The organism is Stenotrophomonas sp. C-A (genome assembly GCF_054030835.1).
Genome location: NZ_CM132916.1, coordinates 3486288 through 3505475 on the forward strand (window position 1 = coordinate 3486288; position 19188 = coordinate 3505475).

Genomic DNA, 19188 nt, shown 5'->3' on the forward strand with positions numbered 1-19188 from the left:
AAAGCACGGGGCCCGGCGTCTGGCCGGGCCCCGTGGGGTAGTGCCCTGCGACCTCAGCGGTCGTTCTTCAGGTACTGCAGGAACGGGTCGTTCTTGTCCAGCACGATCACGCCGTTGCCGTCGGTCATGGAGCCACGGTAGGCCTCCAGGCTGCGGTAGAACGCGTAGAACGAGGGATCGGCCGAGCCGGCCTTGCCGTAGATACGGGCGGCATCGGCATCGCCTTCACCACGCAGGCGCTGGGCATCACGCTCAGCCTCGGCGATCAGCACGGTGCTGTCACGGTCGGCCTGGGCACGGATGGTCAGCGACTGCTCCTCGCCCTCGGCGCGCAGCTTGGCGGCTTCCTGCTTGCGCTGGGCGCGCATGCGCTCGTACACGTCATTGATCACCTGGCTGTCGGTCGGCAGGTCCACCTGCTTGATGCGCAGGTCGATCATCTGCATGCCCAGGCCGGCCACCGCCTCGTTGATCCCCTTCAGCTGCTCGGCGATCAGCTCGCTGCGGTCGCCGGACACCAGCTGCTGCAGGGTGCGCGAGTTGATCTGGTTGCGCAGCGAGTCGGTGATGATCGGTGCCAGGCGGGCATTGGCGATGCGCGGATCGCCGCCGGTGGCACGGAAGTAGTCACCCACGTTGGAGATGTAACCGATGGCGAAGAAGTCGACGCTGACATCCTTCTGCTCGGCGGTGAAGTAGCGCGCCGGGGCGGTGTCGAGCACCTGGAAGCGACGGTCGAAGACCTTCACCGTTTCCACCACCGGCACCTTGAAGTGCAGGCCCGGCTTGATGTCCGAACGCACCACCTTGCCCAGGTTCAGGACCATAGCGGTCTGGTCCTCACGGACCACGTACACCGAGCCGAGCAGGCCCAGCACCACCGCCACGATCACGGCGATCCAGATAGGACTCTTCATCGGCTGCCCTCCTCACGGCCGCTCGGTCGCCCGGTCGGGCGGCCCACCGGCCGGCCCGGATCACGGGAAGCTTCCGCCGCTGCACCCGGCAGCGACGGCATCACCACCTCCGGGTTCGTCACTCCCGGCGGAGCCGAGGTGGTGGGACGGGTATCGCCGTTCATCGGCACGTAGATCAGCTGGCGGCCATCACCACCGATCACCTTGCGGTTCTCGCTCAGCACCTGCTGCACGGTCTCCAGCCACAGGCGCTTGCGGGTCACTTCCGGGGCGTCCTTGTACTGGGCCTGCAACAGGCTGAAGCGCTGCGCGTCACCCTCGGCCTTGGACACCACGGCCTGCTTGTAGCCTTCGGCGGTGGTACGGGCACGCGAGGCCTGGCCTCGGGCTTCCGGCACGACCTTGGCGGCGTAGGCCTGGGCTTCGTTGATCAGGCGTTCCTTGACCTGCTGGGCGCCATTGACCTCGTCGAAGGCCGGCTTGACCTCTTCCGGCGGACGGGCGTCCTGCAGGGTCAGGCCGGTCACGGTCAGGCCGGTCTTGAACGCCTTCAGCAGCGCCTGCAGGCGCTCTTCGGCGGCCACGGCCAGCGGGCCACGGTTGTTCAGCACGGCGTTGAGATCGGCGCGACCGACTTCCTCGCGCACCGCGCTCTGCGCCGACTGCTCCAGCACCTGGTTGGCATCCACGGTGCCGAACAGGTACTGCTGCGGGTCGTCGATGCGGTACTGGACGTTCAGCGAGACGTTGACGATGTTCTCGTCGCGGGTCAGCACCGGCACCTGGATCGAGAAGGTCTTGATCTCGGTGGCATTGACCTTGGTGACCGATTCGATCGGCCACGGCAGCTTGAAGTTCGGGCCGGGCTGCAGGATGCGCGAGAACTGGCCGAAGCGCAGCACCACGCCACGCTGCTGTTCGCCGATCAGCTGGAAGCTGGAGAAGAGCACCAGCAACACCACGGCTGCCACCACCCAACGCACGATGCCACCGTCGAACAGGTCCTTCAGCGGCCCGGGCAGTCCGCCCCAGCCACCACCATTGCCACCGCCGCGCGACCCGAAGGGCCCGCGTCGATTGTCCTCGGGGCCTTGTCCGCCCTTGTTGCCGCCGGGTGTATTCCAGGCCATGCACGCTCCATCAAGATTTGGGCTGCGGCGCGGGCCCTTCCCGCACCGCCAGCCGTGAAACCATCACCGATCATACAAGATGGGGCGGATCGGCAGGATCGAAAGGGGGGCAACGGGGTAAGGTGGCGTTTTCCTCGAAGTCAGGCAACGCCGATGGCCCCCACCACCCCGTTCACCGCCTTCCGCATCGAAAACGACGACGCCGGCTACCGCAGCGGCCTTGCCCAGCTCCGGATCGACGACCTCAACCCCGGCCAGGTGCTGATCCGCGCCCACTGGTCCTCGGTCAACTACAAGGATGCCTTGGCCGGTACCGGCAAGGGGAAAATCCTGCGCTGCTTCCCGCTCGTGGGCGGCATCGACGTGGCCGGTACCGTGGTCGCCAGTACCGACCCGGACTGGCGTGAAGGCGACGCAGTACTGGCCACCGGCTGCGGGCTGAGCGAGACCCGTGACGGCGGGTACAGCCAGTACGTGCGGCTGGAATCGCGCGCGGTGATCGCCCAGCCGGCCGGGCTGACCCCGCGCGAGGCGATGGTGCTGGGCACCGCCGGCTTCACTGCGGCGCTGGCCCTGCTGCGCATGCAGGACAACCGGCAGACCCCGGACCTTGGCCCGCTGGCGGTCACCGGCGCCAGTGGCGGCGTCGGCGCGCTGGCGCTGTCGATCTTCAGCCGTGCCGGCTATACCGTGCACGCGGTCAGCGGCAAGCCGGACCAGACCGAATTCCTGCACGCCATCGGCGCCGCCGAGGTGCTGCCGCGCGAGGCACTCTCCGATACCGGTCCGCTTCAGTCGGCGCGCTTCGGCGGTGGCCTCGACAATGCCGGAGGCGACATGCTGGCCAGCCTGCTGGCGCAGACCGTGCCCTACGGCAGCGTGGTCAGTGCCGGCCTGGCCGCCAGCCCGACGCTGGACATGACCGTGATGCCGTTCATCCTGCGCGGTGTCTCGCTGCTGGGCGTGTCCTCGGCCAATGCCCCACGCGGACTGCGCGAGGAAGTCTGGGCGCGGCTGGGCAACGAATGGAAGCCGCAGCACCTGGAACGCATCTGCACTGCCGAAGTCGGCCTCGATGGCCTGCCCGCCGTATTCCAGCGGATGCTGGCCGGCGGCTCGCTGGGGCGAACGGTGGTGCGGATCGACTGAACGTCGCAGGCAGGCGACGGACGGCAGACGCGCCCCTCCCGCCGGTAATGTGCCCGCACTACACTGCGGGCATTACATGGGGAACAACATGGCACGCATTCTGATCGTCGACGACTCACCGTCGCAGCTGTTGGGGATACAGCGCATCGTCGAGAAGCTCGGGCACCAGATCCTGACCGCCACCGATGGCGCCGCCGGGGTCGAAACCGCCAAGGCCGAGCTGCCCGACCTGGTCCTGATGGACGTGGTTATGCCCAACCTCAATGGCTTCCAGGCCACCCGCACCCTCGCCCGCGACGAGGCGACCCGGCACATTCCGGTGATCCTGGTGACCACCAAGGACCAGGACACCGACCGCATGTGGGGCATGCGCCAGGGCGCCAAGGCCTACATCACCAAGCCATTCTCGGAAGATGAGCTGTCCGAGGTGCTGGAGCGGGTGTTCGCCGGGCAGGGCTGAGCCCGCGCAGGTGGGTGCCGACCTTGGTCGGCACGCTCTTGTTTGGTAGGTGCCAACCTTGGTTGGCACGCCTTGAACGGCCAAAAGGCGTGCGGACCCAGGTCCGCACCCACCAGAATCCATCTCAGATCGTCTCGCCGAACGCCTTGGCCAGGTTCCGGTAGGCCTTCTTCTGCGCCTCGTCGGTCGCGGCCGGGGCCACGATCTCGATTTCGACGATCTGGTCGCCGTCCGGGTTGCCGGGAAGGCCACGACCGCGCAGGCGCAGCTTGCGGCCGGCATCGGAATCGGCCGGAATCTTCAGCTCCACCGCACCGCCCAAGGTCGGCACGCTGATGCTGGTCCCCAACGCCGCCTGCCACGGCGTCACCGGCAGCGTATAGAGGATGTTGCGGCCATCGACCTCGAACTGCGGGTGCGCGGCGTACTCCACCTCCAGCAGCAGGTTGCCGCCATGGTTGCCCTGCCCCGCCAGCCGGATCACCTGGCCCGGACGGATGCCCTTGGGCACGCGCACGTCCAGCTGCTTGCCGTTGACGGTGATGCGCAGGCTGTCACCGTTGTAGGCCGCCTCCAGCGGTACCGACAGCTTGGCGCGGGTATCGCGGTTGGGCGCATGGCTCTGGCTGCTGAAGCCAGGCCCCGGACCAGCGCCGCCACCGCCACGCTGGCGCGCGAACAGGCTTTCGAAGAAGTCGCTGAAGCCGCCATTGGGGCCACCGCCGCCAAACACTTCCTCGAAGTTGAAGCCACCGGCACCGCCGTAGTTCGGCGGTACGTTGAATTCCTCGCCCGGGCGGTAGCCCTGCGCGCGCAGCTGGTCGTAGGCCGCCCGCTTCTCCGGGTCGCGCAGCGCCTCGTAGGCCTCGTTGACCGCCTTGAACTTGTCTTCGGCCCCGGCCTCCTTGCTGACGTCCGGGTGGTACTTGCGTGCCAGCCGGCGGTAGGCGGTCTTGATCTCCGCCTCGCCCGCGCTCGGTTCCACCCCCAGGGTGGCGTAGTAATCCTTGAATTCCATCCAGCTACCTCGATTCGCTTCGGCCGCGCCGGTGGCGCCGCCCCGGGTTCATTCTACGCGCCGGCGATGCTACGCCGCCCCTCGTGCGGCCCCGGTGAGGCCGACTGATCCTGCGCAATGCGGCTGCCATCCCCGTGCGCCACGCTGTGGCTGGAAGCCCCTGCCGCAAAGCCCGAAGATGGGGCCTGCACGCAGGTTTTCCAATGTCTTGACGCCCCTGTCCCATCCGGCCCACTAGCCTGCCCCAGCAAGGAGTTCCCCATGACCATCCATGTCGGCGACCGCATTCCGGAAGTGACCCTCAAGCGCATCCGCGAGGGCATCGAAACACTTGATACGCATTCGCTGTTCGATGCGCGCAAGGTGGTGCTGTTCGCCGTGCCCGGCGCGTTCACCCCGACCTGCTCGGCGCGCCACCTGCCCGGCTACGTCGAAAAATTCCAGGCATTCCGCCAGCGCGGCATCGACGTCTACTGCATGGCCGTCAACGACCCGTTCGTGATGAAGGCCTGGGCCGCCGACCAGAGCGTGCCCGACGGCCTGCTGATGCTGTCCGACGGCAACGCCGAACTGACCCGCGCGCTCGGCCTGGAGCTCGATGCCAGCGCCTCGGGCATGGGCATCCGTTCGCGCCGCTTCGCCCTTTACGTGGTCGATGGCGTGGTTCGTGCGGCCTGGATCGAGCAGCCGGGCCAGTTCGAGGTGTCTTCGGCCGATTACGTGCTGGAGCACCTGCCCACCTGATTCCCCACCGCAAGAGGAAACGGCCAGCCATGTCCAGCAAGCCAGCCAAAGCCGCAAAGCCCGCCGCAAAGGTGCCCGGCATCAGTGACCGCAAGACCCTGCGCGAGCGCGCCCGGCGCAACATCGAAGACGGGGCGATCACCGACAGCTACAGCGCCGACCGCAAGGTGGTGATCAAGCTGCTCAACGATGCACTGGCCACCGAGTACGTGTGCGTGCTGCGCTACTACCGGCACTATTTCATGGCCAAGGGCATGCTGGCCGACGCGGTCAAGGCCGAATTCCTCGAGCATGCACAGCAGGAACAGGCGCATGCCGGCAAGCTGGCCGAGCGCATCGTCCAACTTGGCGGCGAGCCCGACCTCAACCCGGATACGCTGACCGCGCGTTCGCATGCCGAGTACAAGGAAGGCAGCGACCTGCGCGACATGGTCCGCGAGAACCTGGTGGCCGAACGCATTGCCATCGACAGCTATCGCGAGATGATCAACTTCATCGGCGACCGCGATACCACCACCAAGCGCATCCTCGAAGAGATCCTGGCGCAGGAAGAGGAACACGCCGACGAATTCGCCGACCTGTTGGATGGGTGGATCGGGGAATAGCAGTTACGCCATACGCTCGCTGCCATCTGCGGCGTTGTAGAGCCGAGCCCATGCTCGGCTGACTACTCCACGCACGTCGCAAGAGCAGCCGAGCATGGGCTCGGCTCTACAACAGCGTCGCAAACATACGGAAAGCGGCGACCAAGGTCGGCACCTACCGCAGGACGTTGAACCGTACCTGCGTCCACGCGCCGTCGGCCGCCAGCGCGGTCAGGGTATGCGCGCCCGGATCGGCGAACTCGCGCTGCATCAACTGCGCGCCGTGGGTCTGCGCGATCCAGCGTCCATCCAGCAACCAGTCCACCGCCTGCTCGCTGCCCAGCGCGCGCAGCTGCAGGCGTACGCCATGTTCGGCGTTGGGTGCACGCGCCAGTGCTGCGCCATCATTGAGGCCATCGATGTGCAGCGCGACACTGGCCTCCCGGCCACCATCGCGGCAGTCCGGCGACAGCGCCGGCAGCTGCGAGGCCTCGCGCGTGGCCTTGGGCAGCCACGGCGACAACAGCGCCGGCCAGCGCGCGATCTCACGCGCGACTTCCTCATGCGGCAAACGGCAATCAGCGGAGACACGCAGACCGGTCCGCGCATCGGCCAGGTAACGCTGCCGCCCCGGCTGCCAGCGCCGCGCCTCGCGCTCGGGGAAGGTCGGTGGTGCTGCGCCATCCAGCAGGTACGCTGACATTCGCCGCTGGCACAGTGCCGCTGGCAGCCCTTCGGCACGTTCGCCGGTGGGCCAGCAGACATCCTCCTGGCTGACACTGGCCGGCATCGGCGCGGCCGCCGAATCGCCGCGCTGGCGCGGCAGGCTGTCCACCACTTCAAACATCAGTGGCAATGCGGTGACCGCGCCGTACTGGCCCGGCAGTGGCGTGCCATCCGGCCGGCCTACCCACACACCCACGGTGTAGTGGCGGGTACTGCCGATGGCCCACGCATCGCGGTACCCGTAACTGGTGCCGGTCTTCCACGCCACACGCGGGCGGCCACCGACATCGAACGTACCAACGCCATAGCCCGGCCGCGGATTCGATTCCAGCATCTCGCGGACGATCCAGCTTGCGCCGGGCGAAGCGAGGCGCCGCTCGATCATTGGCTCATCGTCGGTGTAACGCACGCGACCGGCGATGCCGTTGCGGTTGAGTGCGGCGAACGCGCCGACCAGGTCTTCCAACCGCGCGCCGGTGCCGCCCAGGATCAGTGACAGGTTGGGCGTGCTGCCCGGCGGGAAGCGCAACTGGATGCCGGCGTGCGAAAGCCGCGCAGCAAAGCGCGCCGCGCCCACCCGCTGCAGCAGGTCCACCGAGGGCACGTTGAGCGACAGGCGCAACGCACTGGAAGCGCCGATCGGTCCGTTGAAGGCCATGTCGAAGTTGCCGGGGCGGTAGCTGCCGAAACTCTGCGGCGCATCGACCAGCAGGCTTTCCGAATGGATCAGGCCATCGTCCAGCGCCATTGCATACAGGAACGGCTTGAGCGTGGACCCCGGCGAACGCCAGGCCTGCACCATGTCCACGTGGCCAAGCCGCTGGCGGTCGCCGAAGGCCAGCGTGCCGACATAGGCACGCGCCTGCAGGGTCTGGTTGTCGACCACCAGCAGCGCCGCCGAGGTACGCTCGGGCAGTGTGGAGAAGTAACTGGCCACGCGCTCTTCAAGCGTCCGCTGCAGTCCGATGTCGATGCTGCTCTGGATGCGTGCCTGGCCGGGGTGCGCCGAATGCAGTCGCTGCGCCAGCAACGCGGCGTGCAGCGGCGGCCGCAGCGAGCGTGCCACCACGTTCTCGATGCGCGCGTCGTCCACCTCTTCCGGTGTCCACGCGCCCAGTTCGGCCATGCGTGACAGCACCTTGTCGCGCGCTTTCTGCGCCGCTTCCGGATGACGGTCCGGGCGCAGCCGGCTCGGCGCCTGTGGCAGCACCGCCAGCAGCGCGGCCTCGGCATGCGACAGCTGCGCCGCCGGCTTGCCCAGGTAGGCCCAGCTGGCCGCTTCCACGCCTTCAATGGTGCCGCCGTACGGCGCGCGCTCCAGGTACAGGGCCAGGATCTGCCGCTTGCTCAGGTGCACTTCCAGCTGCACCGCGCGCAGCATCTGCTTGAGCTTGCCCCACGGCGTGCGCGTATGCGGGTCGAGGATGCGCGCAACCTGCATGGTCAGGGTCGAGCCACCGGACACGATGCGGCCGCCGCGCAGCAGCTGGCCGCCTGCCCGCAGGATCGCCAGCGGATTGATGCCCGGATGACGCCAGAACCAGCGGTCTTCGTAGGTCAGCAACGCCTGCAGGTACAGCGGCGACACGCTGTCGATCGAAGCCGGATAGCGCCACACGCCCTCGGCATCGGCGAACGCACGCAGCGGCGTACCGTTGGCAGCCACCACCAGGGTGCTGGTATCGCGCTGCTTCGGTAGCGGCGGCGGAAAGGCGAAATCCAGCACCAGCAGCAGCGCCAGCGTGGCGGCCGTGCCCCAGCGCAACCACGGCCACAGCGGCCGCAGCCGGCGGCGCAGGGCCGCCAGCCGGGTCTTCATTGCGTCTTTCATTGCGAATTGCCATCAGGACGGGCCGCGCCGTCGCGGCCCGTCCGCGCGGTCACGGCTGTACCACCGTGATCGTGGTCGGGTTGCTACGGCCGACGCCACGCAGCTGCGGCCGGTACATGTCCTCCACCAGCGGCGGCGGCACCGAGTAGGTTCCCGGGGTCACCGCGCGCACCAGGTAGAACACGTTGGCCTTGCTGCCACGCGAGAGCTTCAGCGCAGCCACGTAACGGTCGTCGCGGAACTCCTCGTGCTTGGTATCGGCGGCTTCACCACGATCGCTGATGGTGATGCCATCGACCACCACGTCGGCCCACTGCTTGGCGTCGCCCAGGTTGAAGTTCTCGATCTCCAGGCCGGCCGGCAACAGGTCGGTCAGCAGTGCATCGGGCATGGTGGTGTCGGCAGTGACGGTGACGCGCACGATCAGCGCTTCGCCTTCCTTCAGCGGGCGCGGCGTCCACGGCTTGCCATCGGTACCGTAGTAGCTGCGCTCGACGCCCAGCACGCTGTTGTCCGGCGCCGGTGCGCTGCGCGGGATGCCGGCCACGTCGATGCTGGCGAACATCGGCGGCTGGCCCTGCGGGGTGAAGCGCACGCCGCTGGCCAGTTCGCTGGCGCTGAAGTTGCGGCCGAACAGTTTGCGCTCGCCGATGGCTTCGGTGCTGCCACCGATCACCAGCTCACCGGCCACCAGCGCCTTCTGATTGGCAGCCAGCGCCTTGCCGAGGCGGGCAATCGCTACCTGTTCCTGCGTGCTCAGCCACATCCAGCCGGCATTTCGGCGCGCATCCAGGCCACGGCCGAGATCGACCGCACGCGCATCCCAGGCTGGCTTGGCCAGCTTGTTCTCGTGCGTCAGCGCGATCATCAGCGCGTCATCGCGGATCGCGCTGCCGTAGTCGCCGAAGTACGACGGACGTTCGCTGCTGGACTTGGCGAAGGCCGCAGCCAGTGCCGCCTGGCCGCGCTTGGCATCGCCCTGCAGCGACAGCGCCACACCCAGATGGACCAGCGACAGGCCACCGACCGCCTTGCTGCGCTCGTTGTCGTACAGCGTGCGCAGGGTACCCAGCGGCGCACGGTTGACCCGTGCCAGCACGTAGCCCGAATACGCCTGGTTGGCGAACTTCAGCTTCTCGCGGTCGTCCTGGCCGTAGAACTGGTTGCCGCCGGACAGCAGATCCTCGCTCAGGCGGTTGAGCGCCTTCTGCAGCACGTTGTCGGGCACCGCAAAACCGGCGTCCTTGGCATCGAGCAGGAACTCGGTGATGTACGGGGTCAGCCACGGGTTCACGTAGCCGTCGTCACCCCACATCGAGAAGTTGCCATTGGCCACCTGCATCGACGCCAGGCGACCGAACGCGCCTTCCATGCGCTCGCGGCGCGACTTGGCATCCAGCCCGTCAGCACCGAGCATCGACGACGTCGCCTGGTCCAGGATCAGCGCAGCGTAGCCCTTGCTGGTGGTCTGCTCGGCGCAGCCGTACGGGTAGTTCAGCGCGCCCTGCAGTGCGCTGGCGAACGGGATCGGCGGCAGCGGGCTGACCAGCAGGCGGGCATTCACCGACTCGGACATCAGGCCCTCGGTCAGGCTGTTGTCGAGGCTGACCGCGGCCAGCGGATCCAGCGTGCGCACCTGCGAACGCAGCACCTGCGGCCACGCCGCACGCACCGGCAGGTCGTAGCGGCGATCGGCCTTGAAGCCGTTGCCATCCACGCGCACCCGCACCTTGGCCACGCTGTGGCCCTCGCGTGCGGACAACGGGAAGCTCAGCGTGGTTTTGGCATCGGCATTCAACTGCACGCTGCGTGTGCCTTCGGCCAGTGCCAGCGGGCCCTCGGTTTCCACCCGCACGTTGAACGCACCCGGCTTGCCGGTGAAGTTCTGCACGTCCAGGGTCACGGTGCTGCGGTCGCCCGGGGCCAGCACGCGCGGCATGCTGGCTTCGGCGAGGATCGGGGCGCGCACAATGGTTTCCACGTCACGCTTGCCGTACTGGTCATCGCTGTAGACCAGCGCCGACACGCGCAGGGTGCCGTTGAAGTCCGGCACCTTCAGGCGGATGCGGGCATTGCCCTTGGCATCCAGCTGCACCGGGCCGGAGAACAGGTCCACGGTCTGCACGCGCGCGGTCGGGCGCTTGGCCTGCGGCAACGCCTGCAGCGCCATGTCGCCACCGAACTTCAGCTTGCCGCTGCTGCCGTCGAAGCTCTCGATCACCCGGCTGTAGATGTCGTAGGCATCGATGCCGAGGCGACGCTGGGCGAAGAAGTGCGCGCCGGCGTCGGGCACCGGGAAGCGGGTGATGTTGAGGATGCCCACGTCCACCGCCGAGACGGTGACATGCGCCGTCTTGCCGGCCAGCTGCGGCGCGCTGACCGTCACCGGCAGGTCCTGCTCCGGGCGCATCTGCTTGGGCGCGACCAGGCCGACGGCCACGGTGCGACCCTTGCGGTCCATCGGCACGTGCACCACACCCACGGCGCGGGCCGGGGTGATCTTGCTCGGCGCACTGCCGCCACGGAACACCAGCGCGGTGATGTAGACGTCGTGGCGTTCCCAGTCGGCGGTGACCGGAATCTTGAAGGTCGACCCCGGCTTGGCGTCGATGTCCTGCACGTACAGCATGCGGTCGGTCTCGACCATCAGGATGCCCTTGCCGGCGTGCGGCGGGGTCACCGTCACCTCGAGCGTGTCGCCTGCCTTGTAGCCGGTCTTGTCCAGGCCCAGCTTGATCTTGTCAGGGCGCGCGTCCAGGCCACGGTTGTCATCACCCCAGCTCCAGCCCGCACGGAAGGGATAACGGCTGGTCAGGCCGGTGGTCGGATCGAACACGTCCACCCGGTACTCGCCCCACTCTACCGGGAAATCAAAGGCGACCGCGCTGCTGCCGGCATCGACGGTGCGCGTTTCCTTGTTCTCGAAACGGCGGGTGAAGTCGTAGTCCCAGCGGTTGTCGTTGAAGGTCCAGTGGTAATCGCGCAGCTCGCGCACCAGGGTGATCTTCAGACCCTTGGCCGGCTGTGGCTTGCCCGCCGCGTCCACGCGCATCAGCTCGAAGCGCGCATTGCCGTTGGCATCGGCGCCGTCTTCGGGGTTGAACAGCGGGCGCACGCCCACCAGCGCATTGGCCGGCCACATCACCCGCTTCAGGGTACGGGTGACGGTGCGGCCGCCGGTCTCGTACAGGCTGCCGGACAGCACCACGGCAATCGGTGCCTTGGCCTTGGCCGCCTCCTCCGGCAACGCCACGTCCTCGCGCAGCTGGCCATTGGCCGGCAGCGTGGTGTCGATCACGTCCTTGGCTTCGCGCGGCAGCTGCAGGGTCGGGTCACCGAAGAAGTAGCCCGGCAGGCCCTCCACCGGCTGCTGCTCGGCCGCCACTGCCATGCGCGCGGTGAAGCGGTTGCCATCGGCCGGCGCACCATACAGGTAGGCACCATTGGCCTGCAGGCGCAGGTCCTCACCCGGCTTCAGCGTCTTCTGCGCGCTGTCCAGGTCCAGCTTCATGCGCTCGGGCAGGAACTCCTCGATGCGCAGGGTCATGCCCTGGATCGCTTCCTTGCTGGCCGGGTCGGTGCGGAACTCGACCTGCCAGCGCCCGGTCGGCGCCTCGGCGGGGATCACCTGCTCGAAATTGATGTAGCCCTGGTCACCCGGCTGCAGGCGGGTCTCGCGGAAGGTCTTGCCGTCGGGCTGCTTCAGGCGCAGGAACACCGGTTGCGCCTTGACCGGCTTGCCATCGTTGTCACGCAGCAGCGCGGACAGGCGCACGGTCTCGCCCGGGCGATACAGGTCGCGTCCGGACCAGGCATAGACATCGAACCAAGCGTTGTCACGGCCGGCCACGGCGAATTCGCTCAGGTCCAGCGCCGGTTGGTTGAACGGCAGGAAGCTGGTGTCCTTGCCGGTGCTGGCGACCAGCACGTGGGTTGCATCCAGGGTGTAGTTCAGCAGCGCATTGCCATTGCCGTCGGTGCTGCCTTTCAGCACCACCTCGCCCTTGGCATCGAGAACCCGCAGGTCGATGCCCTTCAGCGGTGCGCCGTCCTTGAGGCCGGCGGTGTGCACGAACAGCTTGTCCTTGTAGGCGCGGGTATGCAGACCGATGTCGCTGACCGAGAAGAACGCGGTATCGAACTCGCCCTCGTAGTCACCGGTGCGCTTGAGCAGGGCGAAGTACAGGCCCGGCTCCTGCAGTTCCTTGATGTCCTGGGTCGGCAGGTAGGTCAGCACCCGCTCGTTCTGCTTGCCGCCCAGGATGAAGCGGTTGACGTAGACCGGCTCGGCCAGCTTGTTGATCGGGCTGCGCTCGTAGTCGCTGCTCAGCTCCCAGCTGCCACGGCGGCCTCCGCGCTGGTACTGGCTGAAGAAGGTCGGCAGGTCCTTCTCGCGCACGCGCAGGAACTCGACATCGACCTCCGGCACGTTCACCGACACCACCGGCAGGCCACGGCTGTCCTTGGCCGGCAGCACGCTGCCCTGCGAGGCGAAGCCGACCACCGGCTTCAGCTCGCCGCTGAACACCTTCTGCTTCAGTTCCTTGCCCAGCCGGCTGCCATCGGCGGCCAGCAGGTCCGGCGAGACCACCAGGCTGAACTCCTTGCCGGCCTCGACGAACGGGTAGCGCAGGGTCAGGCCGTCATCGGACAGCGTCCAGCTGCTGTCGTCGGTGCCGACCTTTTCCTCGAAGCGCACCAGTTTGTCGAAATCCTGGGTGCCGACCAGCGGGCGCGAGAACTCCAGCGCCAGCGACAAGCCGTCATTCTTCTGGTCCGGGTAGGCACGCAGCAGGGTGAACTCCTTCACCTGCTCGGCCTTGGTGGTGATGGCTTCACCGCTGGCCTTGGGCAGCTGCCCGCTGTCGTTGCGGCAGCCGGCCAGGCCCAGCAACAGGCCTCCTGCCAGTACAGCCGCCGCCCATCCCCACCGCTTCCGCCGTGCCGGACCGCTCATGTCGTCACTCCTTGATCGAGGTGGTCATTATAGGCAGGCCGCGTCAAGGTGTTGACGCCCCGGCGGTCGGAAACCCGGTCCCGCCCGGGACCCGGTAGCCGACAACCTTGGTTGGCGCCCCCCCATGCCAACCAAGGTTGGCATCTACCAGAGCGCCCTCACCCCGGCAGGTACAGGTCCACGTAGTCGGTCACCGGCATCGCCGCCAGCGCCACCGGGTCCAGCGAAGCGGCCCAGATGCGCTGCTGCTGGGCGGTCGGGAAGCGATGGGCCAGGTGCCGGCGGAACTTGTCCATCAGCAGCGGAATGCCTTCCTCGCGGCGTCGGGCGTGGCCGAGCGGGTATTCCACCAGTACCTCCGGCAATTCGCTGCCGTCGGTAAAGCGCACGCTCAGGCCGTTGGCGATGCTGCGCTTGTCCGGATCCAGATAATCCGCGCTGAGCTGCGGGTCTTCATGGCAGGCCATCTTCGCGCGCAGCGCATCAATGCGCGGATCGGCGGCAACGTCGTCCTCGTAATCCTCGGCCACCAGCCGCCCGTGCAGCAACGCGATGGCGACCATGTACTGCACGCAGTGATCGCGGTCGGCCGGGTTATGCAACGGCCCCTGCTTGTCGATGATGCGGATGCAGGCTTCCTGGGTGCGGATGGCGATGTGCGCGATGTCCTCGGCCCGCCGTCCCATCGCGCGCAGCTGCTGGTGCAGCGTGACCGCCGCCTCCACTGCGGTCTGGCCGTGGAACTCGGCCGGGTAGCTGATCTTGAACAGCACGTTCTCCATCACATAGCTGCCCAGCGGTCGCCCCAGCGTCAGTGCCTGACCGTGCATGGATACGGCCTCGAAACCCCAGGTCGGTGCACTCAATACGCTGGGGTAGCCCATCTCGCCGCTGGCTGCCATCAGCGCCAGACGCACGCCACGACTGGTCGCATCGCCAGCGGCCCAGCTCTTGCGCGAGCCGGTATTAGGCGCGTGCCGGTAGGTACGCAGCGCCTGGCCATCAACCCAGGCCAGCGACACTGCATTGAGCATGCGTTCGCGGTCCAGGCCGAGCAGCTGCGCGACCACGGCGGTGGTGGCCACCTTGACCAGCACCACATGGTCCAGCCCGACGCGGTTGAAGGAATTCTGCAGGGCCAGCACGCCCTGGATCTCGTGCGCCTTGATCATCGCCAGCAGCACGTCGTGCACGGTCGGCGGCGGACGACGCAGGGCCTGCGCGTTGCGCCCCAGCCAATCAAGGACGGCAAGGATGCCGCCCAGGTTGTCCGATGGATGGCCCCATTCGGCGGCCAGCCAGGTGTCGTTGAAATCGAGCCAGCGCACCATTGCGCCGATGTTGAAGGCGGCCTGCACCGGGTCCAGCACGTAGTGCGTGCCCGGTACGCGCGCGCCGTTGACCACGCTGATGCCCGGAACCAGCGGACCGAGCAGTTTGCTGCAGGCCGGGAAGGATAGCGCTTCCAGGCCGCAGCCCAGCGTATCAAGCAGGCAGTGATGCGCGGTCTGGAACGCCAGCGGTGAGTCGATGCGGGCGTCACGCACGTAATCGACGATATCCACCAGCAGCGCATCCCACGCTGCACGCTCGTTGGATGGGGTGTGGTTGTCGGACATCGTCGATCTCCTCGTTGCGGTGCACGGTTGCCCGTGCACCATGCCAACCAAGGTTGGCATCTACCAAAGCAATCGGTCTCTGCGGCCCGGTAGTCGCCAACCCTGGTTGGCGTTTACCAGCACATCATTCGGCCGGCACCCGTATCTTGCCTTCCATCAGCACACGGGCGCTGCGGCTCATGATGGCCTTGGTCACTGTCCACTGGCCGTCAACGAGACCAGCCTGCGCACCCACGCGCAACGTGCCCGAGGGATGGCCGAAGGTCACCGCCTCACGTTCGCCGCCACCGGCGGCGCGATTGACGAGCGTGCCCGGGATTGCCGCGGCGGTACCGATCGCCACCGCCGCGGTACCCATCATCGCGTGGTGCAGCTTGCCCATCGACAACGCACGCACGTGCAGGTCGATGGCCGACGCCGGGATCGCCTTGCCGCTGGACGACACGTAGTCCTGCGCCGGTGCCACGAAGGCCACCTTCGGCGTGTGCTGGCGGGTCGCCGCGTCTTCCAGGTTCCTGATCAGACCCATGCGCAAGGCGCCGTAGGCGCGGATCTTCTCGAAGCGCTCCAGCGCTCCCTTGTCCTCGTTGATCGCCGGCTGCAGCTCGGTACCGGTGTAGCCCAGGTCGGCGGCGTTGAGGAAGATCGTCGGGATGCCGGCGGTGATCATGGTCACCTCGAAGCTGCCCACGCCCGGCACCTCCAGGGTGTCTACCAGATTGCCAGTCGGGAACATCGCACCCGCGTCGCCATCATCGGACGGATCGATGAATTCGAGCTGGATCTCGGCCGCCGGGAAGGTCACGCCGTCCAGTTCGAAATCGCCGATCTCCTGCACTTCGCCGTCGCGCATCGGCACGTGGGCGATGATGGTCTTGCCGATGTTGGCCTGCCAGATGCGCACGGTGCACAGGCCATCGCGCGGCACGCGGGCGGGATCGATCAGGCCATTGGCAATCGCGAACGGGCCGACCGCGGTGCTGAGGTTGCCGCAGTTGCCGCTCCAATCAACGAAGGCGGTGTCGATCGAGACCTGGCCGTACAGATAGTCCACGTCGTGGTCCGGCACCGAGGCGGTGGAGATGATCACGCACTTGCTTGTGCTGGAGGTGGCGCCGCCCATGCCGTCGGTCTGCTTGCCATACGGATCGGGCGAGCCGATCACGCGCATCAGCAGCGCATCGCGCGCGGGACCCGGCACCTGCGCGGCTTCGGGCAGGTCCTGCAGGCGGAAGAACACGCCCTTGCTGGTGCCACCGCGCATGTAGGTGGCGGGAATGCGGAGTTGGGGGAGAAATGCCATGAAAGATCCCTTGCAATGAAAGACGGCCCGTTGCCGGGCCGTCGGTTGCGTCACGCTACCTTGGCGCCTTCCAGGAAGTCCTGTGCGAAGCGCTGCAGCACGCCGCCGGCCTCGTAGATGGCTACTTCCTCGTCGCTGTCCAGGCGGCAGGTGACCGGCACGATCACGTCCTGGCCGTCGCGGCGGTGGATGACCAGGGTCAGTTCGGCACGCGGGGTACGCTCGCCGATCACGTCAAAGGTCTCCGTGCCGTCGATGCCCAGGGTCAGGCGGGTGGTGCCCGGCTTGAACTCCAGCGGCAGCACGCCCATGCCAATCAGGTTGGTACGGTGGATGCGTTCGAAGCCCTCGGCCACGATCGCTTCCACGCCCGCCAGGCGCACGCCCTTGGCGGCCCAGTCACGCGAGCTGCCCTGGCCGTAGTCGGCGCCGGCGATGATGATCAGCGGCTGCTTGCGGTCCATGTAGGTCTCGATCGCTTCCCACATGCGCATGACCTTGCCTTCCGGCTCCACGCGCGCCAGCGAGCCCTGCTTCACGCTGCCATCGTCGTTGCGCACCATCTCGTTGAACAGCTTCGGGTTGGCGAACGTTGCGCGCTGCGCGGTCAGGTGGTCGCCGCGATGCGTCGCGTAGGAATTGAAGTCTTCTTCCGGCAGACCCATCTTCGCCAGGTATTCGCCAGCGGCACTCGAAGCCATGATCGCGTTGGACGGCGACAGGTGGTCGGTGGTGATGTTGTCCGGCAGCACGGCGAGCGCGCGCATGCCAGCCAGCGTACGCTCACCGGCCAGTGCACCCTCCCAGTACGGCGGGCGGCGGATGTAGGTGCTCTGCGGGCGCCAGTCGTACAGCGGGCTGACCGCAGCGCCGTTCTCCACGCGCACGTTGAACATCGGGTTGTAGACCTTGCGGAACTGCTCGGGCTTCACCGAGGCCTTCACCACCGCGTCGATCTCGGCATCGCTTGGCCAGATGTCCTTCAAGCGCACTTCGTTGCCCTCGGCATCCACGCCCAGCACGTCCTTCTCGATATCGAAGCGGACGGTGCCGGCGATGGCGTAGGCGATCACCAGCGGCGGCGAGGCCAGGAAGGCCTGCTTGGCGTACGGGTGGATGCGGCCATCGAAGTTGCGGTTACCCGACAGCACAGCCGTTGCGTACAGGTCACGGTCGATGATTTCCTGCTGGATCTTCGGGTCCAGCGCACCGCTCATGCCATTGCAGGTAGTGCAGGCGAAGGCGACGATGCCGAAGCCGAGCTGTTCCAGGTCGGGCAGCAGACCGGATTCTTCCAGATACAACTGCACGGCCTTGGAACCCGGCGCCAGCGACGACTTCACCCACGGCTTGCGCTGCAGGCCACGCGCGTTGGCGTTGCGCGCCAGCAGTGCAGCGGCAATCACGTTGCGCGGGTTGGAGGTGTTGGTGCAGCTGGTGATGGCGGCGATGATCACCGCGCCATCGGGCATCAGGCCCTGCGCCTGCTCGGCCTTGCCGGCTTCCAGCTTGGCTTCGTCGGCGATGCCGCGCTCGGCCAGTTCGGCAGTGGCCACGCGCTTGTGCGGGTTGGACGGGCCAGCCATGTTGCGCACCACGCTGGACAGGTCAAAGCGCAGCACGCGCTCGTACTGCGCGGTGGCCAGGTCATCGGCCCACAGGCCGGTGGTACGCGCGTAGTTTTCCACCAGCGCTACCTGCGATTCCTCGCGGCCGGTCAGGCGCAGGTAGTCGATGGTTTGCCCGTCGATGTAGAACATCGCGGCGGTGGCACCGTATTCGGGGCACATGTTGGAGATGGTGGCGCGGTCACCGATGGTCAGTGCCGCGGCACCCTCGCCGAAGAATTCAAGCCACGCGCCGACCACGCGTTCCTTGCGCAGGAACTCGGTGAGGGCCAGTACCACGTCGGTAGCGGTGATGCCCGGCTGCGGGCGGCCACTCAGTTCGACACCGACGGTGTCGGGCAGGCGCATCCAAGACGCGCGGCCCAGCATCACGTTCTCCGCCTCCAGGCCGCCAACGCCGATGGCGATCACGCCCAATGCATCCACGTGAGGGGTGTGGCTGTCGGTGCCCACGCAGGTATCCGGGAAGGCCACGCCGTCCTGCACGTAGACCACCGGCGACATCTTCTCCAGATTGATCTGGTGCATGATGCCGTTACCTGGCGGAATCACGTCCACGTTCTCGAAGGCCAGCTTGGTCCAGTCGATGAAGTGGAAACGGTCTTCATTGCGGCGGTCTTCAATGGCGCGGTTCTTCTCGAACGCCTGCGGATCGAAACCACCACATTCCACTGCCAGCGAGTGATCGACGATCAGCTGCACCGGCACCACCGGGTTGACCTTGGCCGGGTCACCCCCCTTGTCGGCGATCGCATCACGCAACCCCGCCAGGTCGACCAGCGCGGTCTGGCCGAGGATGTCGTGGCACACCACGCGCGCCGGGAACCACGGGAAATCCAGGTCGCGACGGCGCTCGATCAGCTGCTTCAGCGAATCGCCGAGCGTGGCCGGATCGCAGCGGCGCACCAGGTTCTCGGCCAGCACGCGCGAGGTGTACGGCAGGGTGGCGTAGGCGCCGGGCTGGATCGCATCGACAGCGGCACGCGCGTCGAAATAATCCAGCGCGCTGCCGGGGAGGTTCTTGCGGTAATCGGTATTCATGGGCTGGCGGAGTGCTTGAGGCGGGCCGGGTGCCGGCGGTGCGGCGGCGAAAGCATCCGGCCGGCACGCGGCCGGCCGGAT

The 19188-nt window shown here is 67.3% G+C and carries 12 protein-coding genes; 4 read left to right on the forward strand and 8 right to left on the reverse strand.

The features are described from left to right. Nucleotides 1-53: 53 nt before the first annotated feature. The gene (gene hflC, locus ACW5IY_RS16405) at nucleotides 54-917 is read right to left on the reverse strand and encodes a protease modulator HflC (RefSeq protein WP_010482785.1); all 864 of its coding nucleotides are present in this window, start codon (nucleotides 915-917) and stop codon (nucleotides 54-56) included. Further along, nucleotides 914-2047 (reverse strand): FtsH protease activity modulator HflK, encoded by a 1134-nt coding sequence (gene hflK / locus ACW5IY_RS16410; protein WP_049435269.1) that lies wholly within the window; start codon nucleotides 2045-2047, stop codon nucleotides 914-916. Before hflK ends, hflC begins: the two co-directional genes overlap by 4 nt. 153 nt (nucleotides 2048-2200) lie before the next feature. Here hflK and ACW5IY_RS16415 point away from each other — a divergent pair, with 153 nt between their 5' ends. Then, nucleotides 2201-3196: a YhdH/YhfP family quinone oxidoreductase gene (locus tag ACW5IY_RS16415; protein WP_049435268.1), complete on the forward strand. Its 996-nt coding sequence runs from the start codon at nucleotides 2201-2203 to the stop codon at nucleotides 3194-3196. An 88-nt stretch (nucleotides 3197-3284) separates the two neighbouring features. Beyond that, nucleotides 3285-3656 (forward strand): twitching motility response regulator PilH, encoded by a 372-nt coding sequence (gene pilH, locus ACW5IY_RS16420; RefSeq protein WP_005410644.1) that lies wholly within the window; start codon nucleotides 3285-3287, stop codon nucleotides 3654-3656. 124 nt (nucleotides 3657-3780) lie between these two features. Here the strand turns inward: pilH and ACW5IY_RS16425 are convergent, their stop codons facing one another. After that, nucleotides 3781-4674 carry a DnaJ C-terminal domain-containing protein gene (locus ACW5IY_RS16425; protein WP_049435267.1) on the reverse strand — a complete coding sequence of 298 codons (894 nt, stop codon included), beginning with the start codon at nucleotides 4672-4674 and terminating at the stop codon, nucleotides 3781-3783. Nucleotides 4675-4935: 261 nt separating this feature from the next. Here ACW5IY_RS16425 and ACW5IY_RS16430 point away from each other — a divergent pair, with 261 nt between their 5' ends. Next, nucleotides 4936-5418, forward strand: a complete 483-nt coding sequence (locus ACW5IY_RS16430) for a peroxiredoxin family protein (protein ID WP_049435265.1) — start codon at nucleotides 4936-4938, stop codon at nucleotides 5416-5418. A gap of 29 nt (nucleotides 5419-5447) precedes the next feature. Next, complete coding sequence (locus ACW5IY_RS16435; protein WP_049435264.1) at nucleotides 5448-6023, forward strand: ferritin-like domain-containing protein; 576 nt, start codon at nucleotides 5448-5450, stop codon at nucleotides 6021-6023. A 154-nt stretch (nucleotides 6024-6177) separates the two neighbouring features. On the opposite strand, the gene pbpC is transcribed toward ACW5IY_RS16435, so the two are convergent. The 5 genes from pbpC to acnD all read right to left on the reverse strand — a co-directional run bounded on the left by pbpC (nucleotide 6178) and on the right by acnD (nucleotide 19107). Continuing rightward, nucleotides 6178-8559 (reverse strand): penicillin-binding protein 1C, encoded by a 2382-nt coding sequence (pbpC, locus tag ACW5IY_RS16440; RefSeq protein ID WP_049435262.1) that lies wholly within the window; start codon nucleotides 8557-8559, stop codon nucleotides 6178-6180. A gap of 49 nt (nucleotides 8560-8608) precedes the next feature. Next, nucleotides 8609-13516 (reverse strand): alpha-2-macroglobulin family protein, encoded by a 4908-nt coding sequence (locus ACW5IY_RS16445; protein ID WP_049435260.1) that lies wholly within the window; start codon nucleotides 13514-13516, stop codon nucleotides 8609-8611. A gap of 158 nt (nucleotides 13517-13674) precedes the next feature. Next, complete coding sequence (locus tag ACW5IY_RS16450) at nucleotides 13675-15135, reverse strand: bifunctional 2-methylcitrate dehydratase/aconitate hydratase (protein WP_049435259.1); 1461 nt, start codon at nucleotides 15133-15135, stop codon at nucleotides 13675-13677. 124 nt (nucleotides 15136-15259) lie between these two features. Next, nucleotides 15260-16438 carry a 2-methylaconitate cis-trans isomerase PrpF gene (gene prpF, locus ACW5IY_RS16455; RefSeq protein ID WP_049435258.1) on the reverse strand — a complete coding sequence of 393 codons (1179 nt, stop codon included), beginning with the start codon at nucleotides 16436-16438 and terminating at the stop codon, nucleotides 15260-15262. Nucleotides 16439-16488: 50 nt separating this feature from the next. Next, entirely contained in the window at nucleotides 16489-19107 is a 2619-nt protein-coding gene (acnD, locus tag ACW5IY_RS16460; protein WP_049435257.1) for a Fe/S-dependent 2-methylisocitrate dehydratase AcnD, read from the reverse strand. Nucleotides 19108-19188: the final 81 nt, after the last annotated feature.

What these genes read in the sequence shown, in the direction of transcription:
- acnD (WP_049435257.1), bottom strand. Translation starts at nt 19,107, where the DNA reads ATGAATACCGATTACCGCAAGAACCTCCCCGGCAGCGCGCTGGATTAT.
- prpF (WP_049435258.1), bottom strand. Translation starts at nt 16,438, where the DNA reads ATGGCATTTCTCCCCCAACTCCGCATTCCCGCCACCTACATGCGCGGT.
- ACW5IY_RS16415 (WP_049435268.1), top strand. Translation starts at nt 2,201, where the DNA reads ATGGCCCCCACCACCCCGTTCACCGCCTTCCGCATCGAAAACGACGAC.
- pbpC (WP_049435262.1), bottom strand. Translation starts at nt 8,559, where the DNA reads ATGAAAGACGCAATGAAGACCCGGCTGGCGGCCCTGCGCCGCCGGCTG.
- ACW5IY_RS16445 (WP_049435260.1), bottom strand. Translation starts at nt 13,516, where the DNA reads ATGAGCGGTCCGGCACGGCGGAAGCGGTGGGGATGGGCGGCGGCTGTA.
- ACW5IY_RS16430 (WP_049435265.1), top strand. Translation starts at nt 4,936, where the DNA reads ATGACCATCCATGTCGGCGACCGCATTCCGGAAGTGACCCTCAAGCGC.
- hflC (WP_010482785.1), bottom strand. Translation starts at nt 917, where the DNA reads ATGAAGAGTCCTATCTGGATCGCCGTGATCGTGGCGGTGGTGCTGGGC.
- ACW5IY_RS16435 (WP_049435264.1), top strand. Translation starts at nt 5,448, where the DNA reads ATGTCCAGCAAGCCAGCCAAAGCCGCAAAGCCCGCCGCAAAGGTGCCC.
- ACW5IY_RS16450 (WP_049435259.1), bottom strand. Translation starts at nt 15,135, where the DNA reads ATGTCCGACAACCACACCCCATCCAACGAGCGTGCAGCGTGGGATGCG.
- hflK (WP_049435269.1), bottom strand. Translation starts at nt 2,047, where the DNA reads ATGGCCTGGAATACACCCGGCGGCAACAAGGGCGGACAAGGCCCCGAG.
- ACW5IY_RS16425 (WP_049435267.1), bottom strand. Translation starts at nt 4,674, where the DNA reads ATGGAATTCAAGGATTACTACGCCACCCTGGGGGTGGAACCGAGCGCG.
- pilH (WP_005410644.1), top strand. Translation starts at nt 3,285, where the DNA reads ATGGCACGCATTCTGATCGTCGACGACTCACCGTCGCAGCTGTTGGGG.